Origin of the sequence: Flavobacterium sp. 9R (assembly GCF_902506345.1) — a bacterium.
Taxonomy (GTDB): Bacteria; Bacteroidota; Bacteroidia; order Flavobacteriales; family Flavobacteriaceae; genus Flavobacterium.
Genome location: NZ_LR733413.1, coordinates 1,472,017 through 1,495,075, shown reverse-complemented (window position 1 = coordinate 1,495,075; position 23,059 = coordinate 1,472,017). Strand labels below are relative to the sequence as shown.

General features: G+C 35.6%; 16 protein-coding genes. 4 read left to right on the top strand and 12 right to left on the bottom strand.

Features of this window, described 5'->3' with window-relative positions:
* Positions 1–2 precede the first annotated feature (2 nt).
* On the top strand, positions 3–755 hold the full coding sequence (locus FLAVO9AF_RS06550) for a DUF1835 domain-containing protein (protein WP_159686000.1): 753 nt from the start codon (positions 3–5) through the stop codon (positions 753–755).
* A gap of 53 nt (positions 756–808) precedes the next feature.
* Here the strand turns inward: FLAVO9AF_RS06550 and FLAVO9AF_RS06545 are convergent, their stop codons facing one another.
* Positions 809–1,999, bottom strand: a complete 1,191-nt coding sequence (locus tag FLAVO9AF_RS06545; protein WP_159685996.1) for a Pycsar system effector family protein — start codon at positions 1,997–1,999, stop codon at positions 809–811.
* Between the two features lie 25 nt (positions 2,000–2,024).
* On the opposite strand from FLAVO9AF_RS06545, the gene FLAVO9AF_RS06540 reads away from it, so the two are divergent.
* Positions 2,025–5,753, top strand: coding sequence for a metallophosphoesterase (locus tag FLAVO9AF_RS06540; RefSeq protein ID WP_159685991.1), 3,729 nt, complete (start codon positions 2,025–2,027; stop codon positions 5,751–5,753).
* On the opposite strand, the gene FLAVO9AF_RS06535 is transcribed toward FLAVO9AF_RS06540, so the two are convergent.
* Positions 5,736–6,614 carry a hypothetical protein gene (locus tag FLAVO9AF_RS06535; RefSeq protein WP_159685986.1) on the bottom strand — a complete coding sequence of 293 codons (879 nt, stop codon included), beginning with the start codon at positions 6,612–6,614 and terminating at the stop codon, positions 5,736–5,738. The genes FLAVO9AF_RS06540 and FLAVO9AF_RS06535 overlap by 18 nt on opposite strands.
* A 90-nt stretch (positions 6,615–6,704) precedes the next feature.
* The gene (locus tag FLAVO9AF_RS06530; protein ID WP_159685983.1) at positions 6,705–8,015 is read right to left on the bottom strand and encodes a T9SS type A sorting domain-containing protein; all 1,311 of its coding nucleotides are present in this window, start codon (positions 8,013–8,015) and stop codon (positions 6,705–6,707) included.
* Between the two features lie 447 nt (positions 8,016–8,462).
* Between FLAVO9AF_RS06530 and FLAVO9AF_RS06525 the strand changes: the two genes are divergently transcribed.
* Together FLAVO9AF_RS06525 and FLAVO9AF_RS06520 are read left to right on the top strand one after the other, a co-directional pair.
* Positions 8,463–8,750 carry a hypothetical protein gene (locus tag FLAVO9AF_RS06525; RefSeq protein ID WP_159685979.1) on the top strand — a complete coding sequence of 96 codons (288 nt, stop codon included), beginning with the start codon at positions 8,463–8,465 and terminating at the stop codon, positions 8,748–8,750.
* Between the two features lie 60 nt (positions 8,751–8,810).
* Positions 8,811–9,290 carry a hypothetical protein gene (locus FLAVO9AF_RS06520; RefSeq protein ID WP_159685976.1) on the top strand — a complete coding sequence of 160 codons (480 nt, stop codon included), beginning with the start codon at positions 8,811–8,813 and terminating at the stop codon, positions 9,288–9,290.
* Positions 9,291–9,357: 67 nt separating this feature from the next.
* Here FLAVO9AF_RS06520 and FLAVO9AF_RS06515 read toward each other — a convergent pair whose 3' ends face one another.
* From FLAVO9AF_RS06515 to FLAVO9AF_RS06475, 9 genes are all read right to left on the bottom strand, one after another.
* The gene (locus FLAVO9AF_RS06515) at positions 9,358–11,076 is read right to left on the bottom strand and encodes a cellulase family glycosylhydrolase (RefSeq protein ID WP_159685972.1); all 1,719 of its coding nucleotides are present in this window, start codon (positions 11,074–11,076) and stop codon (positions 9,358–9,360) included.
* Between the two features lie 4 nt (positions 11,077–11,080).
* The gene (mgrA, locus tag FLAVO9AF_RS06510) at positions 11,081–12,073 is read right to left on the bottom strand and encodes an L-glyceraldehyde 3-phosphate reductase (protein WP_159685967.1); all 993 of its coding nucleotides are present in this window, start codon (positions 12,071–12,073) and stop codon (positions 11,081–11,083) included.
* A 31-nt stretch (positions 12,074–12,104) separates the two neighbouring features.
* Entirely contained in the window at positions 12,105–13,619 is a 1,515-nt protein-coding gene (locus tag FLAVO9AF_RS06505) for a hypothetical protein (RefSeq protein ID WP_159685964.1), read from the bottom strand.
* A gap of 191 nt (positions 13,620–13,810) precedes the next feature.
* The gene (locus FLAVO9AF_RS06500) at positions 13,811–14,266 is read right to left on the bottom strand and encodes a hypothetical protein (RefSeq protein ID WP_159685961.1); all 456 of its coding nucleotides are present in this window, start codon (positions 14,264–14,266) and stop codon (positions 13,811–13,813) included.
* A gap of 5 nt (positions 14,267–14,271) precedes the next feature.
* A complete protein-coding gene (locus tag FLAVO9AF_RS06495; protein ID WP_159685958.1) occupies positions 14,272–17,256 on the bottom strand; it encodes a beta galactosidase jelly roll domain-containing protein in 2,985 nt (994 codons plus the stop codon).
* A 142-nt stretch (positions 17,257–17,398) separates the two neighbouring features.
* Entirely contained in the window at positions 17,399–18,085 is a 687-nt protein-coding gene (locus FLAVO9AF_RS06490; protein WP_159685955.1) for a carbohydrate-binding protein, read from the bottom strand.
* On the bottom strand, positions 18,072–18,710 hold the full coding sequence (locus FLAVO9AF_RS06485; RefSeq protein ID WP_159685952.1) for a hypothetical protein: 639 nt from the start codon (positions 18,708–18,710) through the stop codon (positions 18,072–18,074). The genes FLAVO9AF_RS06490 and FLAVO9AF_RS06485 overlap by 14 nt, the downstream gene beginning before the upstream one ends.
* Before the next feature lie 11 nt (positions 18,711–18,721).
* Positions 18,722–21,730 carry a discoidin domain-containing protein gene (locus tag FLAVO9AF_RS06480; RefSeq protein ID WP_159685949.1) on the bottom strand — a complete coding sequence of 1,003 codons (3,009 nt, stop codon included), beginning with the start codon at positions 21,728–21,730 and terminating at the stop codon, positions 18,722–18,724.
* A gap of 179 nt (positions 21,731–21,909) precedes the next feature.
* The gene (locus tag FLAVO9AF_RS06475; RefSeq protein ID WP_159685946.1) at positions 21,910–22,782 is read right to left on the bottom strand and encodes an AraC family transcriptional regulator; all 873 of its coding nucleotides are present in this window, start codon (positions 22,780–22,782) and stop codon (positions 21,910–21,912) included.
* Positions 22,783–23,059: the final 277 nt, after the last annotated feature.

Sequence of the window (23,059 nt, the reverse complement as noted above, 5' to 3'; positions counted from 1 at the left end):
TAATGACATCCTATCATCTATTAAATGGAGACTGTTTGGCTGAGCAATTGAGACAAACCAACATCAATCAAGACTTTATAATTTGCAGAGAATGTTTGATTGTTGGGCCTGTCGCTGCCAATAGCCTTGATGTCTTTTGGAACATTCGAGCTCAATTTATTGCTGGTACTTATCAAGAATCGGTCGAAAAGTATTTTGACAAAACAGTCCGTGAATTAAACAAAATCAACAACTTGCCGGAGCAGTCCGAAATTTGCCTTTGGTTTGAAAATGATTTATTTTGTCAGGTCAACATGTGGTTTGTGCTCTCCTTACTTTCCAAGTATCCCTCTTTTAAAGTCTTCAGAGTGTTTCCCGTCATCACAAACAAAGCGGATATGTGGAAAGGTTTTGCCCAATCCACTCCCGAAACACTAGAACAAGCCTATCATTCAAAAATTCAATTTTCACCTGATGATATCAAGTTGGGGAAAAAACTATGGTCTGCGTATCAAAATAATGACTTAGACAAACTTATTACATTAGCCAAAACTCCATCAGACTGTTTTGAATACCTAGAAGCAGTTTGCCAAGCACACAGTGACCGATTTCCATTAGACCAATCCTTAGGAAGACCCGAAAAAGTGATACAAGAAATACTTGACACACAATCAAGAGATTTTCAACTTGTTTTTTCGGAATTTGTAAAACGAGAAGGAATTTATGGCTTTGGCGATATTCAAATTAAGAGCATGTTTGACCGATTGATTCAATAGTGTTTATGCTATGAAACATTTTTTTACAAAAAGAATCATTTTCCCTACGAATATTACACGCCTGCCATTTTAAAAGCCACCACAAAAGCGATTACCGAAGCCACAATCCCAAACATAAACAGATTATAAGCCACACGAAGCAAGCGGTATTTGCGCTCCAAAACAATGCCCAAAAAGTATAAATCTTTAATCATAGTGTTGTAAATATAATCACGGTCTTTGATCATTTCGTTCATTGCCCATTGGTATTCGTCGAGAGGCATTTTATAAAAATTACCAAAAAACAAGAGGTTCACTTTTTGCTCTTCGATGTCTTTTCGGGAGAAAAAGCCTTTGGTTACTTTGGGACGCGTGGAAAGAATCGCAAAAATAATCGTCGTTACGCTAGCAACAATCATAAAAAAAGTCGGCATCATTAAATGCGTGTATTTTGGGTTGTCCAACTTCGGAATAATCGTAGACAACGCAATAGAAATGATAATGGCATTTACGGATAACAAGATATTCGCCTTACTATCTGCAATGCCACTCAAGCGGGTGTGATTGCCCAAGGTAACTCTAAAAACCGTATCAATTCCACGATCCGGTTTGTCGGGCTTGTCTTCTTTTGGAGTAGTGGCTTTCTTTTTCTCCTTTTTGCCTTTTTTATCTTCTTTGGTGTTAATTATTTTTTGCAAAGCGATACAGTTTTTATCTTTTAAAGGTTGCCAATTCGTTTTGGCATAATCCGTATAAAATTTATGGTTGTTGACCATAAAATCAAAATTAATCAAAGCCCATTCTTTGTCGGTATACGTTACCTTTTCGGTTGTTTCCCATTCCTTACGGAGTTTTTCACAACTGAACAAATAGTCGGCTCCAAAAAGATGGTAATAATCAGCATCCTTAATTATTTTTTCCAAAAGCGTTTGAGGAACATATGTTTTTTCGGTGGCCGCAATCAACTGACAGACTTGCGTAATAAATGCATTAGAAGCCCCTTGCTCTGTCAAAAAAGTGGTTACCAAATCACAGCTACATAATTCATGGTTGCTACAACCTGTAATAAATCCTGTATCATGAAACCAAGCGGCAATAAGTAAGGCCTCACGGTCTTCACCTTCTACTTTTTCTTCTTGACACAAAGTATTTACAGCTGCCACAACACCTTTCGTATGCGTTAAATTGTGATAGGTATATTCGCTAGAAAGCTTATCTTTGAGCAAAGTAGTGACAAAATCTTGAGCTTTAGAAATCAGGATCATAAACAAATTTTTATACGACTAAATTATGGAATTGTTTTGGGATTATCGTTTTAAAGCTATTAAAACTAGAATTACCCTTCTTATCTTTATACTATTGCTTCAATCCTGTGCCACACACCAGGCACAATTTGGAAAAGAAGCAACAAAAACAAGGACTACTAACGGCATTGATACCACAAAAATTGCCCACACTTTTTATTTAATTGGCGATGCTGGCAATGCCGACTTACCATTACCCCAACAAACGCTTGAGCTCTTGAGCCAAAAGTTAGCTTCGGCACACAAAAATAGTACTTTATTGTTTTTGGGAGATAATATTTATCCCAAAGGAATGCCAAGCGATAAAGAACCTGAAGCAAAGGCCTTGGCCGAAACCAAATTGAATACACAACTGGCTTTGGCTAAAAACTTCAAAGGACAAACAGTATTCATTCCCGGAAATCACGATTGGTACAGCGGCATCAAGGGATTAGAACGTCAAGCGCAATTCATTACCACGAAATTAAATGATAAAAAAAGCTTTCTTCCACAAAAAAACTGTGCCATAGAGAGTGTAAAAATCAACAGTAATCTAACAATGATTGTAGTGGATAGCCAATGGTTCCTAGAAGATTGGAATCAACATCCAACCATCAACGAGTTTTGTGACATCAAAACCAGAGAAGATTTTTTCGAAGAACTTGAAGACCTCTTGAACAAAAACAGAGATAAAAAAGTGATTTTGGCTATGCACCATCCTTTGCAAACTAATGGCTCGCACGGCGGGCAATTTTCTCTAGAAAAACAACTTTTCCCTTTGGAACAAAAAATTCCGTTGCCTGTAATTGGGTCTGTTATCAATTTACTACGCAAAACATCAGGAATAAGTCCACAAGACATTCAAAACAAGCAGTACACCATCCTGACCAAACGCATCAAAACCCTATTACAAGCCCACAATAATGTGGTAGTCGTTTCGGGACACGACCATAATTTACAGTACATTGACCACGACAACATCAAACAAATCATCAGTGGTGCTGGCTCAAAATCTGAAGCTGCGAGAGCAATCTTTCCAAATGATTTCTCCTATGGTGGCAATGGTTACGCCACGCTTTCTGTTTATAAAAATGGTCGTATCACAGCTTCTTTTTTTGGAAATGAAAAAGGAAAAGAACAACTTTTATTCGAAACTACTCTTTTCGATTCGGATGAAAAAAGTGCTACTATAGCGCCAAAAGATTTTCCAAAAACGACCACTGCCTCAATTTACACCCAAAAGCAAACCCGAAAAAAAGGATTCTACAAGTTCCTTTTTGGCACGCATTACAGAAAAGTATACAGCACCAAAATTGCCGTTCCTACTGTCACTCTCGACACGCTTTATGGCGGTTTACAACCTAAAAGAGCGGGTGGCGGACATCAATCCAATTCCCTTCAATTGGTAGACAAAGATGGAAAAGAATACGTGATGCGCGCCTTGAAAAAAAGTGCCACTCGTTTTCTGCAAGCCGTAGCCTTCAAAGACCAATACGTGGTTACTGATTTTGAAGACACATATGCCGAGGATTTTTTGTTTGATTTTTACACGACATCGCATCCTTATACGCCTTTTGCCGTGGGCAATCTTGCGGACAAAATTGGAGTATACCACACCAATCCAAAATTGGTTTACATCCCGAAACACAATGCTTTGAAAGAATTCAATGCCAATTTTGGTAACGAACTGTATATGGTGGAAGAAAGACCAAGTGATAGCCAAGTCGACAATGAGTTGTTCGACAATCCCGATAAAATCATTGCCACCGATGATTTGCTCAGTAATTTACACAAAGATGAAAAATACCAAGTCGATGAAAAAGCCTATATCAGAGCGCGATTGTTTGATATGCTCATCGGAGATTGGGACCGTCATAGTGACCAATGGCGCTGGAGTGCCTTCAAAGAGGGGAAAAATGTTATTTACAAACCAATTCCAAAAGACAGAGACCAAGCCTTTAGTAAATACGATGGAGCGTTGCTTTCGTTATTAATGAATATGCCTGCTTTACGCCATATGCAAACTTTCAACTCGTCTATTCGCAATGTAAAATGGCTCAACAGAGAGCCTTATCCATTGGATTTGGCTTTATTAAGAACTGCTACAAAGGAAGATTGGATTGAAGAAGCCAAATACATTCAAAACCATTTGTCTGATAAAGAAATAGAAGAAGGTTTTGCATCAATTCCAAATGAAATAAAAGGAGCCACTATCAACGACATCATTCAAAAGTTAAAAGTTCGAATGCGAGACTTACCGAATTACGCAAAGGCGTATTATGAAGTGCTTCAAAAAACAGTGGTGATTGTCGGGACCAACAAAAAAGAACAATTTTCCATTTCATTCCCTTCAAAAAACGAAGTTGAAGTGGTAGTTTCTCGTCTCAAAAAAGAAGGACCCGAATGGTGGTACACCAAACGATTTGATGCAAAAACCACCAAAACTATTTGGATTTATGGCTTGGATGATGATGACGTTTTTGAAGTAAATGGAAAAAACAAGTCTGGAATTTTACTACGCCTTTTGGGTGGACAAAATAACGATAGTTATACCGTAACGCACGGCAAAAACATTATGGTTTATGATTTTAAATCGAAACCTAACACTTATAATTTGGATGGAAAAACCAAAAAAGTAATCACAGATGATTATGACACCCAGTATTACAATTATGAAAAACCCAAATACAATGCGATTTCAGGACTTCCGTTTGGTGGATACAATCCAGATGATGGCGTAAAATTGGGGTTGATTGCCAGCTATACGGTGAATCGTTTTAAACAAAATCCTTTTACCCAAAAACACATCCTAAAAGCCAATTACTTTTTTGCGACAAGCGGTTTCGAACTTTTGTACAACGCTCATTTTCCAAAGGCTTTGGGCAATTGGGATTTGGATGTAGCTTCTAAGTATACTAGCCCTAATTTTACCATCAATTTCTTTGGTTATGGGAACGAAACCATCAACAACGACGAAACGTTTGGAATGGATTATAACCGTGTGCGTCTAAGAACATTATCCGTTACTCCTACGATAAAAAAAACAGGAAGAATGGGCAGTGAATGGAACTTTGCAGCACTTATAGAACGCATTACCGTAGAAGAAAGCACAAACCGTTTTATCAATACGCCTGGTGTAGTTAATCCAGAGGTTTTTGAAAGACAGAAATTTGCGGGTGCCAGTGCCTCCTATTCTTTTGAAAACTACGATTTGCCTGCGTATCCAAGTATGGGATTTGGTTTTTCGATAAAAGGAACTTGGAAAATGAATTTAGAAGAGCTCAACCGAAACTTCACGGCTTTGGAAACCAAAATTAACCTCAACCATCGCTTAGATAAAAAAGGAAAACTAGTCCTAGCCACGATTCTAAAATCAAAAATACTTTTTAATGACCATTACGAATTCTATCAAGGTGCCACATTAGGTGGAGATTATGACCTTAGAGGTTTTAGAAATGAACGCTTTTTAGGAAAACGTTCGTTCTATCAAAGCAGTGATATTCGTTGGCAATTGGGGAAAATCAAAAAAAGCTTGTTACCACTTTCTTATGGTCTTCTTGGCGGATTCGATTATGGCCGTGTTTGGCTCCCTAGTGAAAGTTCCAGCAAATGGCACCAAGCCTTTGGTGGCGGCCTTTGGCTAAACGGATTGAATGTGCTAACTGCTAGAATAACTTATTTCAAAAGTAGGGATGAAGAAGCGAGACTTTCTATAGGCTTAGGGTTTGGATTTTAATTGGCGTAACGAAGTCAAATACATTTTTGACCTTCCTTTTTTCTCGGCTTCATCAGCGATTAGTAGTTGATTATTGTCGATAAAAGCAATGGATTCTTTTTGTGAAAAATGCCCTAATTCAAAAAGAGTTTTGCTTCCGTTTAGTACCGTTCCTCCTTTGAATCCTGATAACAAAAACACTTTGTCGTGGCAAAGCAATACAATTTTGCTCTTATCAGGACTTAGTGCTGCTCCGGTGATTTGGCAACTGTTATAAGTGTCACAGGTTTTAATTTTTCCAATTAATTGTGCTTGCTGTACTCCTGCCGCATTTCGAATTTTATAAACCAGCGAAGTACCGTCAAAGTTTTTGCTTCTGTTTTTGGTAAACAAATAAAAATAGCCTTGGTATTCAATAAACGCTTCGGTATCGAAAAGTAGTGCCGATTTTTTGGGTGGAAATTCTTTTTGCTCTGGAAACGAAAAGGAAATTTTATAGTCCGCTTTTGCAGAAGATGCATTGAGTTTTGAAGATGCAATTTTGTAAATACACAAATCACGACGGGTATTGTCATTGTTCCCAAAATCGCCAATATACACATTGCCTTGCGCATCTTTGGTTAACTCTTCCCAATCTATATTAGAGGCATTGGAGATGGTGCACGTCTTTTTGAGGTCACCCGAATTCGCATCTAAACCAAAGAGCACGTTATCATTACCGCTATCTTCTAATCCCCAAATCATTTTGGTTTGAGGCATATATACCATTCCCGAAATTTCCTTTATTTTTTTTGGTAGTTCAAATTGTATTGTCAAAACACTGCTGTCACTTTGACAAGCCAAACATACAATCCCCATCAAAACTATAATTCCCTTTTTCATAATTAAGTCTTTAATATGGGCTCAAGTTAAGAAAGATTACTAAAAAAGAGGCTTATGTAGCCTCTTTTAAAATAATATTAGTTTTGACATTTACTTTTTTATAAACTTCCAAGTGGTGCCATTTGAAGCTATTTTGAGCGTACATAAATACAATCCTTTGGGTAAAGTAGATAAATTGAGAGCTATTTTCTCTGCAGCATTCACTTTTTTTGACCATAAAAAAACTTGGGCACCTGAAGTTGAAAACACTTCAATGTTGGCCAAACCTTCCATACTTTCAGGTAATTCGACCGTTAGCATTGAATCGACCAAAGTTGGATAAAACTGTACCTTACTCAGCTTAGACTCATTTTGTCCCAAAGAAGCACAGCCTGAAGAAATAACTCCTGTTGTGGTTACATTCAAGGTTGCACCGGCTCCACAATTTCCGTTAGCCACTGCAGTAGCTACTTCCGCCACGGGTAAAACAGTATAAGCATAAGATGGTTTTGAAACCGAACCTACATTGGTACTTCCGTTCATACAACCATCGAAAATGAGTCCAACCGAACCTCCATCGGTGCTATTGTAATTGCGATAAACACTTGCAATGTTGGCAAAATTGGTATTTTCTACATAGCAAGTCGTGTTATTATTTCCGCCACCTAAGCCAATGGCCAATGAACCAGAAACCGAAGTGTTGTAATAACAATTTAATAGATGTAATTCTGCATTTCTGGCTCGAGGCATTCTTTCTTTGCAACCTTCAGCCCAATAGCAGTTTTGAAAAGTGATGCTATAATGTCCATCTGCAGGGAAATCCGACTTACTAGACCCCACCAAATTGGTAAAACGATGGTCATCTGCACCGCCAGGACCGCCAGCTTTTGCCGGTTTTAAATAGGTAAACTTACACCAGGAAATGGTAGTATTGTCACCAGCTCCTTTATTGTCAAAATTTCCGTCGGTGCCATCTTGAAACTCGCAATGGTCTACCCAAAGATTGGTACACTCTGAAGTGAGATTGTCTCTACCATCTACATCATAGGCGCCAGGCCCTTCAAAAATAAGATTTCTAATAATCACGTTATTCGAACCTGGTTTTAGATAAAGAATTCCTGAACCCGTTGCCGTTTGATTAGTATTGACCAAGCGTGCTCCTTTCAACCCGATGATGGTTTTATTGGTGAGTGTTTCACTAGTATAACTACAATTAATTGTTCCAGAAACCAAAATAACTTGGGGTGTAGTCAATTTGATTGCGGCCTTAAATTCATCATAGGTAGTAACAGTTATTGGCGTGGCATTACCCCCACCGGTAGCGGCAGCTCCAAAGCCTTCGGGTTTGGACATATAATAATTTTGTCCAAAGGCAACCAAAAACACGAAAAAAAAGAAAGGCGTAAGTATTGTTTTCTTCATAAAATAGAATAATTAGTAGGTTAAGATTTTGGGAAATCAGTGCAAAATACAATATTCTTAGCTGATGTAATCCATTACCCAACCAGATACTATTTATTATTTACAATAACTTAATTGATGAGATATCACCCATTTTCTCTAAGTAAAAGACGATTACTGGCATTTTGTTTTGAATTATTGAATTAAAAATCTTATTAAAAATATTCGAAATAAGCGACTGCTCTTTAAAATTCTAAAATTAGTTTTTTACTCCATAACAACAGACCCCCGTCTAAAAACAGGAAAAAACATATTTATCAATAGAGAATCAAGAACCTACCCCCTTGTAATGAGTTTAATAAGGGAATAAGTATCAAAAGAAAGATATAAATCTAGTAAAAAGCAAATTAACTGTTTTTTAACCAAAACGAAATTGTGCGTATTTCTCTGTTTTAGTAACTTTACATTGTGAAAAAATCAAAAAACATAGCATTTTTATTTCTTTTATTTTCATATTCTTTATTATGGACCCTAGACTGCTATTTAGACATAAAAGACTCTAAAACAATAGAATGGACTGTAAAGAATGAAAATCAAAAAGAATTGGACTCCGAATATTTCTGGGTGTTCAAAGCTGAGTCTTTGAACAATACTAAAAGAGAATACTTCAGCATACGAAGACCAAAAGTGATTATGGATTCTTTTTATACGACAGGAATTTATTTGCAAAAACATTGTCCCCCTCCAGAATGCTAGTTTTTTTTCAGATCACATATAATTTAAAACAAAAACAACAACAAGAAAAAAATTAGTCCTATGAGAACTTTTATAACTTTATTATTTTTAGCTATTGCTACACCATTTTTTGCACAATCACATGTTTTGGTAAAACATAATGGTGAAAAATTGAATGTAAATTACATCAAAACTGACAACAATTTAATCTACTTCAACTCTGGAAAAGACCAAGTAGAGCAAACGATAAGCACTTTTGCGGTAGCAGAATTGATTAATTCTACAACCAATGCGACAACTAAAGTTTCGGATAAAATTGTGGTAAGCGGTGAGCAAGATTACAACAAAGTAATTGTGATTGCTCCTAATGCAACTACTGGTTTATCTTCAACTGCTAATGACTCTAAATTCGTTAACCGAGTAAAAGGACAAACTCCATTAGCTGTTCAACAACAAAATATCATCGCTTTGAAAAGAAAAGCTGCTAAAGAAGGTATTCCTTTTGTTTCTTTAGCACAAAACAACAGAGCAGAATCAAGTGCTACGATGTACACTTACTAAATACCACTTTTACAAACAGAAAAAGCCGTTTCTTGATAGAAACGGCTTTTCTGTTTAAACAAACTAATTAAAAAATAAAAACACGAAATTGATTCGCTTCCAAAGTCAAAGCTCCTAAACTAACCTTATTATCATTCACTTCATTAAGCTGAATCGAATTAAATACACCATCTTTAGTATCATACTCTGTTCCGTTTTTATTCAAACTTGAAGCATTTGCAAATTGAATAATTGCAGTTTGAGTTTCAGCACTAGTATTTACCACAAGTAAAAAAGATTTACTTTTCCCCTTTACTAAGTAACACTGAATTTTAGGGTTTACAGATTGGACGTCTTGCAAGTCAAACGAACCATTTGAATCCGCAAGCATGATGTCATTTATTGCTTTAATATGTTTAAAATAAGACATCATTCCTCTATCTTCAAAAAACTCCCACCACCATGACATGGGTAAAACTGGAGTTGGTGAAAAAACACCTAACCATAAACCGAGTTTAAAATGGCTGTCGAATTCATTACCAAATTTATTAAAATCAATACTCCAATCCCAATGGTAACCTGCCTCTCCGATGACGTAAGGCTTGTTATATTTTGTTTTTTGGGTTGTTATTACCTCGGGAATAGCAAGTGTATTACAATAGATATGTTTTTGATTAAAATCTATAGTTGGAATCTCATTTAATCCTTCTATCTCACGATGTGAAATGGACGTTGTAACAATATGATTGAATGGGTCAATACTCTTTAAATAACTGCTCATTTCCCTATGCCAATCTGAAACTACAGTATGACTAATATAGTCTTCAGGTTTCCCTTGATACATTGCATTATCTACTTCGTTAAAAAATTCCCAAGCACCAATTGAAGGACTATACCCATACCTAGCAACCATCAATCGCAGTTTATTCTTATATTGTTTCCTTGCATTTGGAGAAGCAAAAAAATCATTTGGAGTTACTGCAAAACCACCATTTTTAACATTATAACTACTAGTTTCCCATCCGGTTCCCATAAGCCCCACGTGACTTTCTAATGCTAACATCATATAGATACCCAAAGAATCACATAATTGCACAACATGATCCAAACGTTCCATACCTGATGGATTAAATGGCTTTTCTGAATTGACATATCTTTTATTGTTTTGAACTTGTTTCCAATCTACAGGTAAATTCCAATAAATCATCCAAGTTCTAAAAAAATTACCTCCGTTTTGAGCTAATTTTTTTAACATAAAATCGTAGTTAAATCTAGGGTTTTCATGCAATGCCTTAAAATATTTTGAATCATCTGTATCTCGAGATTCCCATCCTATATTCTCTCCAATCCCTCGAAATAAAGCACCATTATCTGATTTAAATGTCCAATCGGTATTCATTCTTAAAAAACCTAAGTCCTTAGATGGATTAGCAATGAAAGAAAGTTTTTTGGATTGCGAAATCAATCCTTTGCTGTTTTTATATGAGCAGTAGTAAGTGTACTTACCTAGTTCTGTTGGTGCAAATCTAGCTGCCCAAAGAGAGGCTTCCCCGGAATTACCAGAAACGTAAAAACAAGGTAAGATTAACTGTTTGCCTGAAGGAGTGGTAAAATGCATGTCAATCACTAATTCATCCTGATCGTAAGGATTGATCCAATTTCCTTTTACATTAATATGCCATTCTACTTTTTGATATAAAAAACATTTTTTATTCAACTGTTTTAAAGACAGAACCTGAGCAAACAATGCAACATTGGAAAAAAGAAATACAGTAACAGCAGCAACCAAAAATCGTTTAAATAGCATAACTCTAGGGTTTTAAAACTTTTTCAATCATAGTAATCTCTTCATCGGTAAAAGAATAATTAGCAAGAGAAGCTAAATTATCATTTAATTGAGTGACACTACTTGCTCCAATTAAAACAGATGTCACTCTATTATCTTTGAGCAACCAAGCAATAGCCATTTGAGCAAGGGATTGCCCTCGCTCTAAGGCTATGGTATTGAGTTGGCCTATAGTTTTGAGAATCTCTGGTGTAATTGCATCCGATTGTAATGCCCCGTGCTGTTTACTTGCACGAGAATTTTCAGGAATTCCTCTTAAATATTTATTGGTAAGCAATCCTTGAGCCAATGGAGAAAATGCGATACACCCTACTCCATTATCTCCTAAAACCGTAATAAGTTCCTCTTCTACCCAACGCTCAAACATTGAGTATTTGGGCTGATGAATCAGACAAGGAGTCCCTAAATCCTTTAAAATTGCAATTGCTTCTCGAGTAGCAGCAGCGGGATAATTAGAAATTCCTACATACAACGCCTTGCCTTGACGAACTATTTGTGCTAATGCTCCCATAGTTTCTTCAAGAGGTGTTAAAGGGTCGAATCGATGAGAATAAAATATATCTACATAATCGAGATTCATTCGCTTCAAACTCTGCTCAATACTAGCAATCATATATTTACGAGAACCCCATTCGCCATAAGGTCCTGGCCACATATCATAACCCGCTTTTGAAGAGATAATCAATTCATCACGATAAGAACTCAATTGAGAATGCAAAATTTTTCCAAAATTAGATTCTGCTGAACCAGGAGGTGGTCCATAGTTATTGGCCAAATCAAAGTGCGTAATCCCCTTATCAAAAGCATTCAAAACTATACTTTCATAATTTGAATACACGTCTACATTCCCGAAATTATGCCAAAGTCCTAAAGAAATGGCTGGTAATAAAAGACCACTATTACCTGTTCTTCGATACACCATTTCGTTATATCTATTTGTATTTGGTTGGTATTTCATAAAAAATCGTTACAAGATTAATAATTATAAATTAATTGACTTTAAGCACATTGGAGTAGCTAGAAGCGCCTGCTTTGTTTTCTCCTTTTACTCGATAATAATATGTTTTTCCTGACACTTTGGTTTCATCATAAAATAATTCAAGAGGATTAGCAGCACGATCAGATGGTTCAAATGTCTTCACATCAGCAATAACTGCATCCTCGATTCCAACGGCTAAAACATTCCAAGGGCCTTTTGGTGACTCACTTCGTTCTATCGTATAACTTGCTGCTCCTGTTGCTCCTCTCCATGTAAATCCTTCTCCTTGTACCATTAAAACTGGAGCTGGAGCTGGAACTTTTTCACTAGGAATCGCTTTACCTGCCATTAAAAAAGCGTTTGCTTTGAGTAAATCAAGTAAGCGTTGTTCTTCATATTCAAATCCTACGGAAAATCCAGGGACATGAAATGAATTTACAGGAGTCCCTCCTTCATTATGATAGTACCACCCTCCATCTCGTCTATGCCCTCTTATGGACCACATTAAACCACCTACAATAGAGCTATTTTGAATAGTAGTCATTAATTTTCGTAGATTCTCAGTTGTACCTAATCCAAATTCATCAATCACCAAAGGCTTCTTTCCTAAACATTGATTATGCGATTCTAATGCAATTTTAGCCAAATCATAAGGGCGACCTCCCATTTTGTTCCAATATTCATACAAATGATCACTAATCAGGTCAATATTTGGGCTATCAATAAGAGCGTTTCTATCACAACCTCCTGCTTCCATAATCAAGTGATTAGGATCAACAGATTTAATATAGGCTGCCATTTCTAGACTCCAAGACAAGATTTTGGGCTCCCATTCTGGATAACTCAAGCCTCTATCTCCTGGATAGCTTCCGAATTCATTTCCTAATTGCCACGAAAAAATTGCTGGATCCTCTTTATAAAGTAAACCGTTTACAGTATTTTTTCGGTTTAACATAAAATCAAGAAAATGCTTAAAATCCGCTTTTTGTTCCTCATCATACCAAAAAGAGCCTTTTGGTTTACCAGCTATCGCAGAAAATTCATCAACTCCGCGAATACCTCCAAAAGTTTGTGAGGCTATAAAAGGAATAATCAATCGTACATCGTATTCATGGCAAAGAGCGATGACTCTATCCAAGCATTTGAAAGCTTCTTCATTATATTGTCTATGTCCTGAAATATAAACAGGCATGTCTTTGTCATCTGGACTATAAACAGATAAAGAAAAGGTTCGTGTAGCCCTTCCTCCAACACGTTGTAAACCACTTAAAATGTCACGTATTTCATATTCATCTGGAAATCTATTGGTTCTATCTAGACGAATTTGTGATTCATTTTGTTGAATGTTTGGGGCTGCTAAGCTCATAAAACGAAACACCTTAGTCCCTTCATATACTTTATCACCTTTGCGAGTGATGATAGGCCAATTCTTAGCAGGTGCAACTTTTAATTGAGCCAATACAAGCTGTGTCATAAGCAAAGACGCAAACAACAATACAATACTAGTTTTATAGTTCATTTTCATATGTAGATAATATTTTGTTTTTTTTAAGGTCATATGTAATTCGCATATCTTTATTAGTATTTTCGACCAATTTTCAGTTATGCTCATTTCATATATGTAAATTTTATTTTTATTGGTCATATATGCTATCGCCTTTTACTTATCGGTGTTTGTTTGCTACAAACCTATCTTTTAATGGCGATTTCATAATTTTAAGCATGATTTTTAACATCAACAATTGCTATAGCTCTTTTTACGATTTCTAAGTCATTACATCCTCGAAATCCACTAAACCCTATTGACAGCTTCGTCCCATCAGAAAGTTCAATAGGTTGTCCTCCTTCCCATCCAAAAAGATCGGGTTTATTGATTCCAAACTTTTCTTCTGAAAATTCTTCATTATAAAGGCGTCTTTCATACTCACCAGTTTTCATTCCTGTAATCCAAACTTGACTGCATTTAAGCCATGCATTTTTAAAAAATTGACGTCCGATAATTTTATCATTCCCCCAAATATTTCCGTATACCAATCCCGATTCATCTTGAACACAAACTGCTACGTTTCCATTGGCAAAGGCATCAAGTGGGTTGACAGCGTACTCAGGAATGAGTTCATTTATTACATCAAAAAAATGACGGATAAATGTGTTTAATTCATTTTTGTTCATAATTTCTATTTCTTTTGTACCTCCACCATTGTTTTCTTGTTAGAGGAGTAGGTTTTATATTCAATTTTGATATCATTTAAAGTATAATCATTATCCACTTTCACTGAAAGTATTTTGGTTTCACCGGGTAGCATTGTAACATAATTATCCGACCATAAACTAGGCAATAACTCCACATTAGACTGCTTGCCAACTACTTTAAAAGCTGCTAAAACTGCTACTGAATTTCCGCTATTTTTCACTGTAACAGTAATGGTTCGATTTTCATCTAATGCCGACTCAGCCTTTACTTCAAGAGTAGGTTCTGGAATTACATTTAAAGATGTAAAATCATTATTCTCTTGAAGCCAATAGATATTATCAGCTATACCTTTTCCTGTTGCTGAAAAGGCTTCCAATTTTAAAAAGGAAACTTCTTTTGAAGGAGGAATTACAATTCCAGTGTTCGTAGCGCTATCAGGCAAAACGTTGAGCGTCTTTTCTGCCTCAAAAAATGGAATTCCAGAAGCAGAAACAAGAGTCGCTTTCACTTTAATATTGGATTCAGAAGTAGAAAGCAATGAAATAAAATCGACTGACATAGTGGCTTTATTTAACTGTACATGTACTTTTTCACTGGCTTTTTTTGCGCCATAATATCCTGCATGTGACTGCAAATACCAATCATAAATTTGCCATGTTAAACTTGGCCAACTTGAATTCGATTTCCATAAAAGTACGCCACTTGCCGTATCCCATAATTGACGGTTAATAGACTCAATACTTGCCTTATACACCTCATAATTTACCAATTGACATTTTCGAATATAAGCTTCCACCCCATTTTCTGTAGTTGCCTCGACACTGCCATAATACTTTCTTACCATATCATCATAGCTCGTAAACTTTCGACTATCTTCTCCTGGCCAGTTATTAGCATCATGGTACGCCCAAACCCCATCAATAGGGAATCGTTTAGCTGCAAAATCGTTGGTGGTTGTTGGAATAAAATAGGCAATACTCTCATATTCTGGGACGCCACTTGGGCCAATCTCACTCGAGAATCCTTTCAATTTTGGATGTGTAAAATAGTCTTTTGGTTCTAGCGTATGATAAGGTCCTCCTCCGTGTAAACCATCTCCGTCGGATTGTTTTAAATAATGACGAGAATCTCCTGCATCGTATTTTTTTAGAATGGTATTTACCAATACCTCTTCTCTTGGATTCACGCCCTCATTTCCACCACACCAAATGATTAAAGAAGGATGATTTCTGAGTTTTTTTACAATTTCAATTGATGCTTTTGTAAACAAAGACAATTCCGGTTGATACCCTGGTGTATTTTTATAAGTGCCCCAAAAATCATTTAAAAAATCTTGCCACATTAAAATTCCATGTTTATCTGCAGCATCAAACAAAGCCTGTGGTGGTACTCCTGTAGGTCCCCAAACGCGCAACATGTTAAGATTTGCATTAGCGGTGAGCAAAATCTCTTGTTCATAACGGGAATGATTCCAATTCAGCATCATATCCATCACCCAATTACCTCCTTTTGGATATATTTTGCGTCCGTTAATTTTGTATACCCGTTCTGCCTCACTTATATAAGTTTCCACTTGACGAATCCCGAAGGATGTTAATTGTTCCGATACAACATTTCCGTTTTCAACTAACTTTACATTGGCGGTGTAGAGATTTGGTTTTCCATATCCTGCAGGCCACCAAAGATTAGGATTTGAAATGGTTAACAGCTTGCTTACATTTTTATCAATGAGAATTTCCTTTGCCTCTAAAGCTTTAATTGAATAGGGCATATTAACTGAAAAAACACTCCCATTTTCAAACGTGACACTAGCATTTACAATACCTTTTTTTTCTTCATTCGAATAATTTTGAATCATTGTGGTGATTGCAATATCTGCAAAAGAAGTATCGGGTAAGTTTAATTTTGAGCTTACATATAAATCACTCAATTCTACGCTTGATGTTGACGAAAGGAACACATCCTCTGTAATCCCCATATCTCTATCACGAATTGCTGGTTGCCAATCCCAACCCATTACATCCCATTTGGTATAATCTCTACTAATGACTCCATCTGCCATATTCTGACCAGGGTCTGAAAGCGGAGCTAGTGGTTCAATGGCTGGTTTTCCTGTATGGTCCGGAGGATAAATCGAAACCGCAAGAACATTCTTCCCTTTAGCTTTTAAATATTTAGAAACATTAATTTTAAAAGAACGTTCCATTCCTACAATAGCGTCTTTATCTCCTATTTTTACTCCGTTTAACCAAATCTCCGCACGATAATTAATTTCGCTAAAATTCAACCACCAAATTTTGTTTTTCAACTGTTTAGGAGATTCAAACTCTGTTCTATACCAATAGGGCTGAATCCAAGGGTTTTTATTGGGAATATGACTATAACGCAACAAATCGTACTCACGATTGTAGTCATCATTAGCATCAGGTATTAGCATATTGTTCTTGGCTATATACGGATTGGGATACAATCCATTGCGAACCAATGCCGTTAAAACGGTTGCGGGAAGTGTTGTCTCAGACCATTTTTTTGTGTCAAGATTAGGTGACGCAATTGTTCTTCCATCAGCCCCGACTTCTTGTGAAGATTTTACTTTCCAATTGTATCGTAACAACACATCTCCTTCGTTAATTCTTGCCAAAGGTTTATCATCGATGGTAAAATTGCCTGTTTTGCTTGTTATGTTCCCTGATTTAGTTATAGCTACAACTTTCCAAACGTGTTTTCCAAACGAAAGAGGAAATGGCACCGTTGAATTACGACTACCTTCTACACTTTCCATCTTTATATTATCAATGTAAATATCGTATTTTGAAGCTGCAATTTGATTCCAAACTAAGGTTGGTCTATTATTTTTAAACCTTGAGTTGTTCTCAGGTGCAAGCAATTTCAAGCTTTGACCATAGCCTAAAGAGTAAAGCATAAGTAGCAAAAACGCCAGAAGATTGGTCTTAAAATGTTGTTTCATGTATTCAAAATTTATTTGTTAGTGGTCATATTATGGTATGCTTCGCCAATTCGCTTCGCTCGGATTACCTTTTACTGATAGGTATTTGTTTGCAACAAAGCCGTTATTAGTGGCTATTTCATAAAAATTTTTATTTAAAAAATTATTTAAATTCCTCAACGAGCAAAAAATCAAGATACGCCCAGTTTGCTCCACGGTTATACTTAAACGTAATCAAATGCTGACCCGCTTTTTCAAATATTATTTCACCTACAGTAGCTTGATCCCAGTAATGCCAATTTCCGGTACTTAAAGGTAATTTTAGTTTTGTTTTTGGCACACCATCTACCCATAATTCAGCTACATTATCATCATTGCTATAGACGGTAATAATTCTATACTTACCTGCTTTCAATACATCTACAGTATAATTTGTCCATTCGCCATCCTCTTCCCAGCCTATGTACAATTGATTTACCTTAGGATCTACTTTGTTAGGATGATTAAAATCTGCCCAATCTTTGGTGTAGGATATGTCAACTCCTTCCTTTTCGCGAAAAAAAGCCACGTAAGGAGTAATCCCTGGACGATGGTGACCATTGGTGTGGTTTAAAACCGCACCATCATTGGTTACGGTAGTATCGTGATAAGCAACTCCTTCTCCGCCATCATCAAAAAAAGCCAATTCCATTCTACCCGGAATTGTTTGCATTGAAAAAGAAGAAATCCCATCTATAAACGGTTTCCCTTTGTAATTCAGCGGTACTTGAGCCAAAAGAGGAAAATCATTAGTGCATACTATCACTACTATAAAGCACCAATTTATTTTCCAAAAATTATTCATTGCCATTAGGTTCAAAATTTGAAATCATTAAATTATCAAAGTCAGCATCAATACTACCTGCCGTTTTTCCCTTTCCTTTGCGCAAGCCTACTTCAAAACAACGAACTTCGGTGGTTTTAAAATCAGGTTGATTGCCTCCTTCTTTTCCCCATTTTTCATAGCTAAGCTTTGAGAGATTGTATTTGTAAAAGGTCCATTTATTGGAAGTTATTAGCGTCATGTCCTTACATCCCCATTTGCCTTTATGATTAGCACTTAATACCATTGGATGCACGTATAGTGAATCTTTGCTGTTTACTCTACACCAAAAAGACAACCAAATTGTACTACCCAATGATTTTCTATAGGGTTCCATTTTTGGATTTCTCAAGGAATCAATTTTAAGATCGGTAAACCAAGTATACTCGTCTTCTTGCCCAGAATAAGGCCATTGAACCTTTAAAAAGGCTCCAGAAGCAACTGGTTTTACATCTTTACCACCAACTCTGAATTCAAACTTGACTTTATCATTATAGCGCCACCATTCTTTAGTACTGGGTCTATCGTCATAATTTAAAAGAATCGATTTTTCTTTTTTAATAAAAGAAAAGGATAAGATTGCAAGGAGAAAAAAGAACATTACTCGTTTCATATTGTACCTATTTAATTTATTTGTGCTGTATCCACATTCCACCCTTCATATTGAAAATTGATAGTATCTTTTGAGTAGGCTTCAATAGGAATTTTCACTTCGATAATTTTAGAAGCTCCAGGAGTAAGTGATACATAATTATCATTACACCATAATGGTAAAACCCGCTCGCCATTTTTGTTATAATGGCCCATAAGACGAATCATCAAGGCTACTTGGTCGCTAGTGTTTTTCAATGCAACCTTAACATTTACTTCATTTTTGGATTTTACAGTAGTTATAGAAGTCGATATTTGTGCTTTGTTAATGGACTCCAAAGCTTGATAATTCATATAATCCGTTCCTCGCCAATAAAAATTATCCGACAACAAATCGCCATTTTTAGTAAACCATTCCACCTTAATGAATTGCACAGGAGTACTCAAAGCCGTAAAATCTATTTTTTCAACATCAATTACAGCATTGGAAGGGCAATCCAACTGTTTTACAATTTTAGTAACTTGTTTTCCATTTAAATCAAAAACCTGAATAACAGCAAGACTTTGGCTAACCTCCTTAAATGTATTATTGACAATTTGAACTTTTTCATTATCGGCACGCCATAGGATATGAAGGGGTTCCCCAGCTTTTTTGAAAGCATAATAAGCTGCCGTTGCATCAAAATAATAATCATAGGTTTGGCAAATTAACGATGGCCAAGCGGGATGTGACATCCAAACCAATACTCCTGGTCCACGATTACTTTGCCAACTCTCAAACATTGCTTTTGGTCCTTCCATATTGAGCATTTGAGCTTTTTTACTAAAGTCTTTGGCATCTTTAGGCAAACCATAGCTTTTAATCAGATCATCATAAAAAATAGAAACTCGTGGTTGTGTCCAATCATGCAGTCCCCACAAATCATTAATTGGCCAAACTTTATCCTGTGGCATCATAGCCGCCAAACTTTCATAATTTGGAGGAGCCACAATTCCTTGTTCGCTATGAAAAGTAGTCCCTCGTTCTGTGAAATACCATTTCGGATCTTTGGTTTCATAAGGTCCTAAACCTGTTACTGGTGAATGGGCAGAACTAGACAAATAAAATCGTGTTAGGTCTAGTGTAGCTGTGGCAACAGTCATTGCTGAATCGAGAACTGCTGGGGGATAGCCTTCGTTTCTACCACACCATAAAGCAATAGAAGGATGATTGCGAAGTCTCAAAATTTTGTCCTCAACTGTAGAAACAAATAAGTCATTATCTATTGGATGAGGGCCATCTACAGGGTTGGCAAGCCAAAAATCATCCCAAACCAATATTCCATATTTATCACAAGCAGTATAAAATTCGTCGTGTCCTACACTACCAATCCAGTTACGAATCATGTTCATGTTCATATCTTTATGCAATCTAACACGAGTGTCATATCCAATACTGTCGCATTGCAACATGGATTCCGCCATACCCCAATTTCCACCTTTTACAATAATAGGCTTTCCATTTACCGAAATCCTAAGATTATTGTTATCGATTGTATAAGAGAAATGCCTGATTCCAAATTCAATTTTTTTCTTATCCGATAAATTGCCTTGTGTATAAAACTCCAGTTGGCATTGATATAGTGCTTGCTCTCCGTAACCATTAGGCCACCATAACTTAGGGTTTTTAATTCTGAGAGCACTTATTTTATCCGAACTAAGCTTTACTATTTTCTTTTCATTGGGTAAAAGTGTCACTGGCCATTCAAACTTTTGCCCATCAATAACCCCACGCAAAAGACCTGTAACTTCTTGATTTTTAAAATTATTTAGTTGACATTCTATTTTTAGATTTGTTAAAGTAGTATCAGGTAAGTTGAGCGAAGTGCTGACAAATGGGTTTTCAATAAGTACATCATCTGTGAAATTCAAAAAAACATCATTCCATATCCCTATGTTTCGACCACGAATGGTTGGCATCCAATTCCATCCAATGCTAGCTAAAATTGCAGGGCTATCCAATCCTATACTGCCACCATTACCATCAGGGTCCTTCAAGTGCTGTTCTGTAACCTCACCTGGATTGTCATTTTTATGGATTAAAACTGCAATACCATTGGGTTTTCCAAATTGAACAAATGAGGTAACTTCAAATACTGTGCGTTTGTAAACCCCTTGAGATTTACCTAAAAAGTGTCCATTAAAATAAATATCCCCTTTCCAGTTTATACCATTGAAGTTTAACCAAATTCGTTTATTTTTTTTAGCTTCAGAGACAACAAACTTGGTTTGATACCAAAAATTAGAAGTGAAAAAACTTTCAGAAATCATCAATTGTTGATTGGAATAATTGGGATCTGGTACAGCGCCATTTGCAATATAATTAGACAAAACAGTTCCAGGCACAGTTGCCGAAATCCATCCATTGGGTACAAAAGAAGCTTTCGAGATTTCTTCCCCTTTTTTGTCTACAAATGCAGAATGCTGAATAAACCAATTCCTTCCGTTTAAGGATAAATCACCTTTGACTTCGTATTTTAGTTCGGGAGGAAGAACCAGTGGTAATACCTTACCATACACCTCCAATTCTGCTATTTCGAAATAATCATTTTCAGCAATAGCTTCACATTGGATTTTAACAAATCTGCAATTGGTCTTTGCAATAGAAATTATATTCTCATCGTTGCTCGAACTAGCTTTTGCAGTTACTTTTTTCCAGTTTACAGGTGAAGAGGCATTGCCTTCTGATGAAAGTTCGACACTAAACAATGAGGCCTTTTTAGCACCCCATTTTACAATAATTTTAGAAACAGAAGTTACACCGCCTAGATCTACATAAATCCAAGATACTTTTTCTTTTTTACTTCTCCAAAAAGTAGAAAGGTGTCCATCAGTTGCAAGATGAGCAACATTGTTATAATCACTCGCATTAGATTGATAGCAAGCTCGATGTACTGCAATATTCTTTAAATTATCTGCAAAAACAGCTGTTGATAGAAAAAATACTATATAGATGTATAAAGACGATTTGAAATTCATGAATTGTAATTTATAGAGATTCATTTTTGAGACATACTAAAATGAATACCAAAATTACCACATGAATCTATTTTTAATTAATAGTATTATGGCTAAAAAATATACTATATTATCATTTTTTAACCTAAAAAAAAGTGCTATTAATTATAATACCTATTTTTAAATACAATAAATACAAATTGTAAATAACTACAAACAATAGATTAAAATATTTTTTTTGACCCTACAAATTTATTCCTAAACTCAGTTGGCGTACAATTTTTGCTCTTTTTAAAAATTCTATTAAAATTGGATATATTATTAAAGCCACAGTCAAAACAAATCTCATAAACACTTTCATTTGTTTCGATAAGTTTTCTGGTTGCAACCCCCAATCGTAGTTCGTTTACAAATTCAACAAAAGTCTTACCTGTTTGCTGTTTGATCAATCTACTAAAAGAAACAACGGTCATATTTACCATCTCAGCAGCTTCTTCTAAACGAATTACGTCGGAATAATTTGATTTTATGTGATTAAATATTTTTTCGATTTTCACACTTTTAAAAGAATCCGAATGTTCCTTAAAGGAGTTACTTGCCAAAAGTTGTTGGTTTTTTGAAATAGCCATTTCATAAAGCAAGGATTGAAAGTTTAAAAAATTTTCAAATGGATTGGTGCCATTGAGAGAAGATAACTTTGACTCTAATTTTATAGTTGTTTCCGTTGAAAATAAAATTCCTCTTTCAGATGCTTCAAACATCCTTTTGATGGGTTCAAGAATATTTTTATTCAGCAATAAAGTATCAAATAAATTTTCTGGAAATTGAATTGTGATTTCATGAGTGATTTCATTAAGGTCTTTTTTATGATCCTCCCACCCGTGATATAAATTTGGACCAACCATTACCAATTCATAAGTACCAATTTCATCGACATGATCGCCCACTGTGCGCTTTACACCTTTAGCATTATAAATAAAATTAATTTCATACTCAGGATGAAAATGAATGGGAAAGTCAAAGCTAGTTTTCGATCTTTCAAATACCAAAAAACAATCTTGTTGGTTTAAAGGCGTTATTTCTCTATGAATATCCATGTAATATAAATTTTATAAAAAAGCGCATAAATTGACAATATAGTACACTTTTATTAAACAAATATAGCATATTATGAATAATGAAATTAAAATTTAAAAAAAAGCAACAAAAATAAATTTTAAAATATTGATTTACAGTACTTTAAATAAAAAACAAGAAGAAAATAAAATTATAAAACAGAGCAGATTTGTTAAATTTATACGCACATGTAATCAAATCACTTTTAAATATCACAATTTATTTAGGTGTTTTTTTCAAAAATTCATTTTTTTGAAT

Excerpts from the sequence above, each read along its gene's own strand:
- FLAVO9AF_RS06485 (WP_159685952.1), bottom strand. The coding sequence starts at position 18,710 with ATGAAACGAGTAATGTTCTTTTTTCTCCTTGCAATCTTATCCTTTTCT.
- FLAVO9AF_RS06545 (WP_159685996.1), bottom strand. The coding sequence starts at position 1,999 with ATGATCCTGATTTCTAAAGCTCAAGATTTTGTCACTACTTTGCTCAAA.
- FLAVO9AF_RS06515 (WP_159685972.1), bottom strand. The coding sequence starts at position 11,076 with ATGCTATTTAAACGATTTTTGGTTGCTGCTGTTACTGTATTTCTTTTT.
- FLAVO9AF_RS06540 (WP_159685991.1), top strand. The coding sequence starts at position 2,025 with ATGGAATTGTTTTGGGATTATCGTTTTAAAGCTATTAAAACTAGAATT.
- FLAVO9AF_RS06495 (WP_159685958.1), bottom strand. The coding sequence starts at position 17,256 with ATGAAACAACATTTTAAGACCAATCTTCTGGCGTTTTTGCTACTTATG.
- FLAVO9AF_RS06490 (WP_159685955.1), bottom strand. The coding sequence starts at position 18,085 with ATGGCAATGAATAATTTTTGGAAAATAAATTGGTGCTTTATAGTAGTG.
- FLAVO9AF_RS06530 (WP_159685983.1), bottom strand. The coding sequence starts at position 8,015 with ATGAAGAAAACAATACTTACGCCTTTCTTTTTTTTCGTGTTTTTGGTT.
- FLAVO9AF_RS06505 (WP_159685964.1), bottom strand. The coding sequence starts at position 13,619 with ATGAAAATGAACTATAAAACTAGTATTGTATTGTTGTTTGCGTCTTTG.
- FLAVO9AF_RS06475 (WP_159685946.1), bottom strand. The coding sequence starts at position 22,782 with ATGGATATTCATAGAGAAATAACGCCTTTAAACCAACAAGATTGTTTT.
- mgrA (WP_159685967.1), bottom strand. The coding sequence starts at position 12,073 with ATGAAATACCAACCAAATACAAATAGATATAACGAAATGGTGTATCGA.
- FLAVO9AF_RS06500 (WP_159685961.1), bottom strand. The coding sequence starts at position 14,266 with ATGAACAAAAATGAATTAAACACATTTATCCGTCATTTTTTTGATGTA.
- FLAVO9AF_RS06550 (WP_159686000.1), top strand. The coding sequence starts at position 3 with ATGACATCCTATCATCTATTAAATGGAGACTGTTTGGCTGAGCAATTG.
- FLAVO9AF_RS06480 (WP_159685949.1), bottom strand. The coding sequence starts at position 21,730 with ATGAATCTCTATAAATTACAATTCATGAATTTCAAATCGTCTTTATAC.
- FLAVO9AF_RS06535 (WP_159685986.1), bottom strand. The coding sequence starts at position 6,614 with ATGAAAAAGGGAATTATAGTTTTGATGGGGATTGTATGTTTGGCTTGT.
- FLAVO9AF_RS06520 (WP_159685976.1), top strand. The coding sequence starts at position 8,811 with ATGAGAACTTTTATAACTTTATTATTTTTAGCTATTGCTACACCATTT.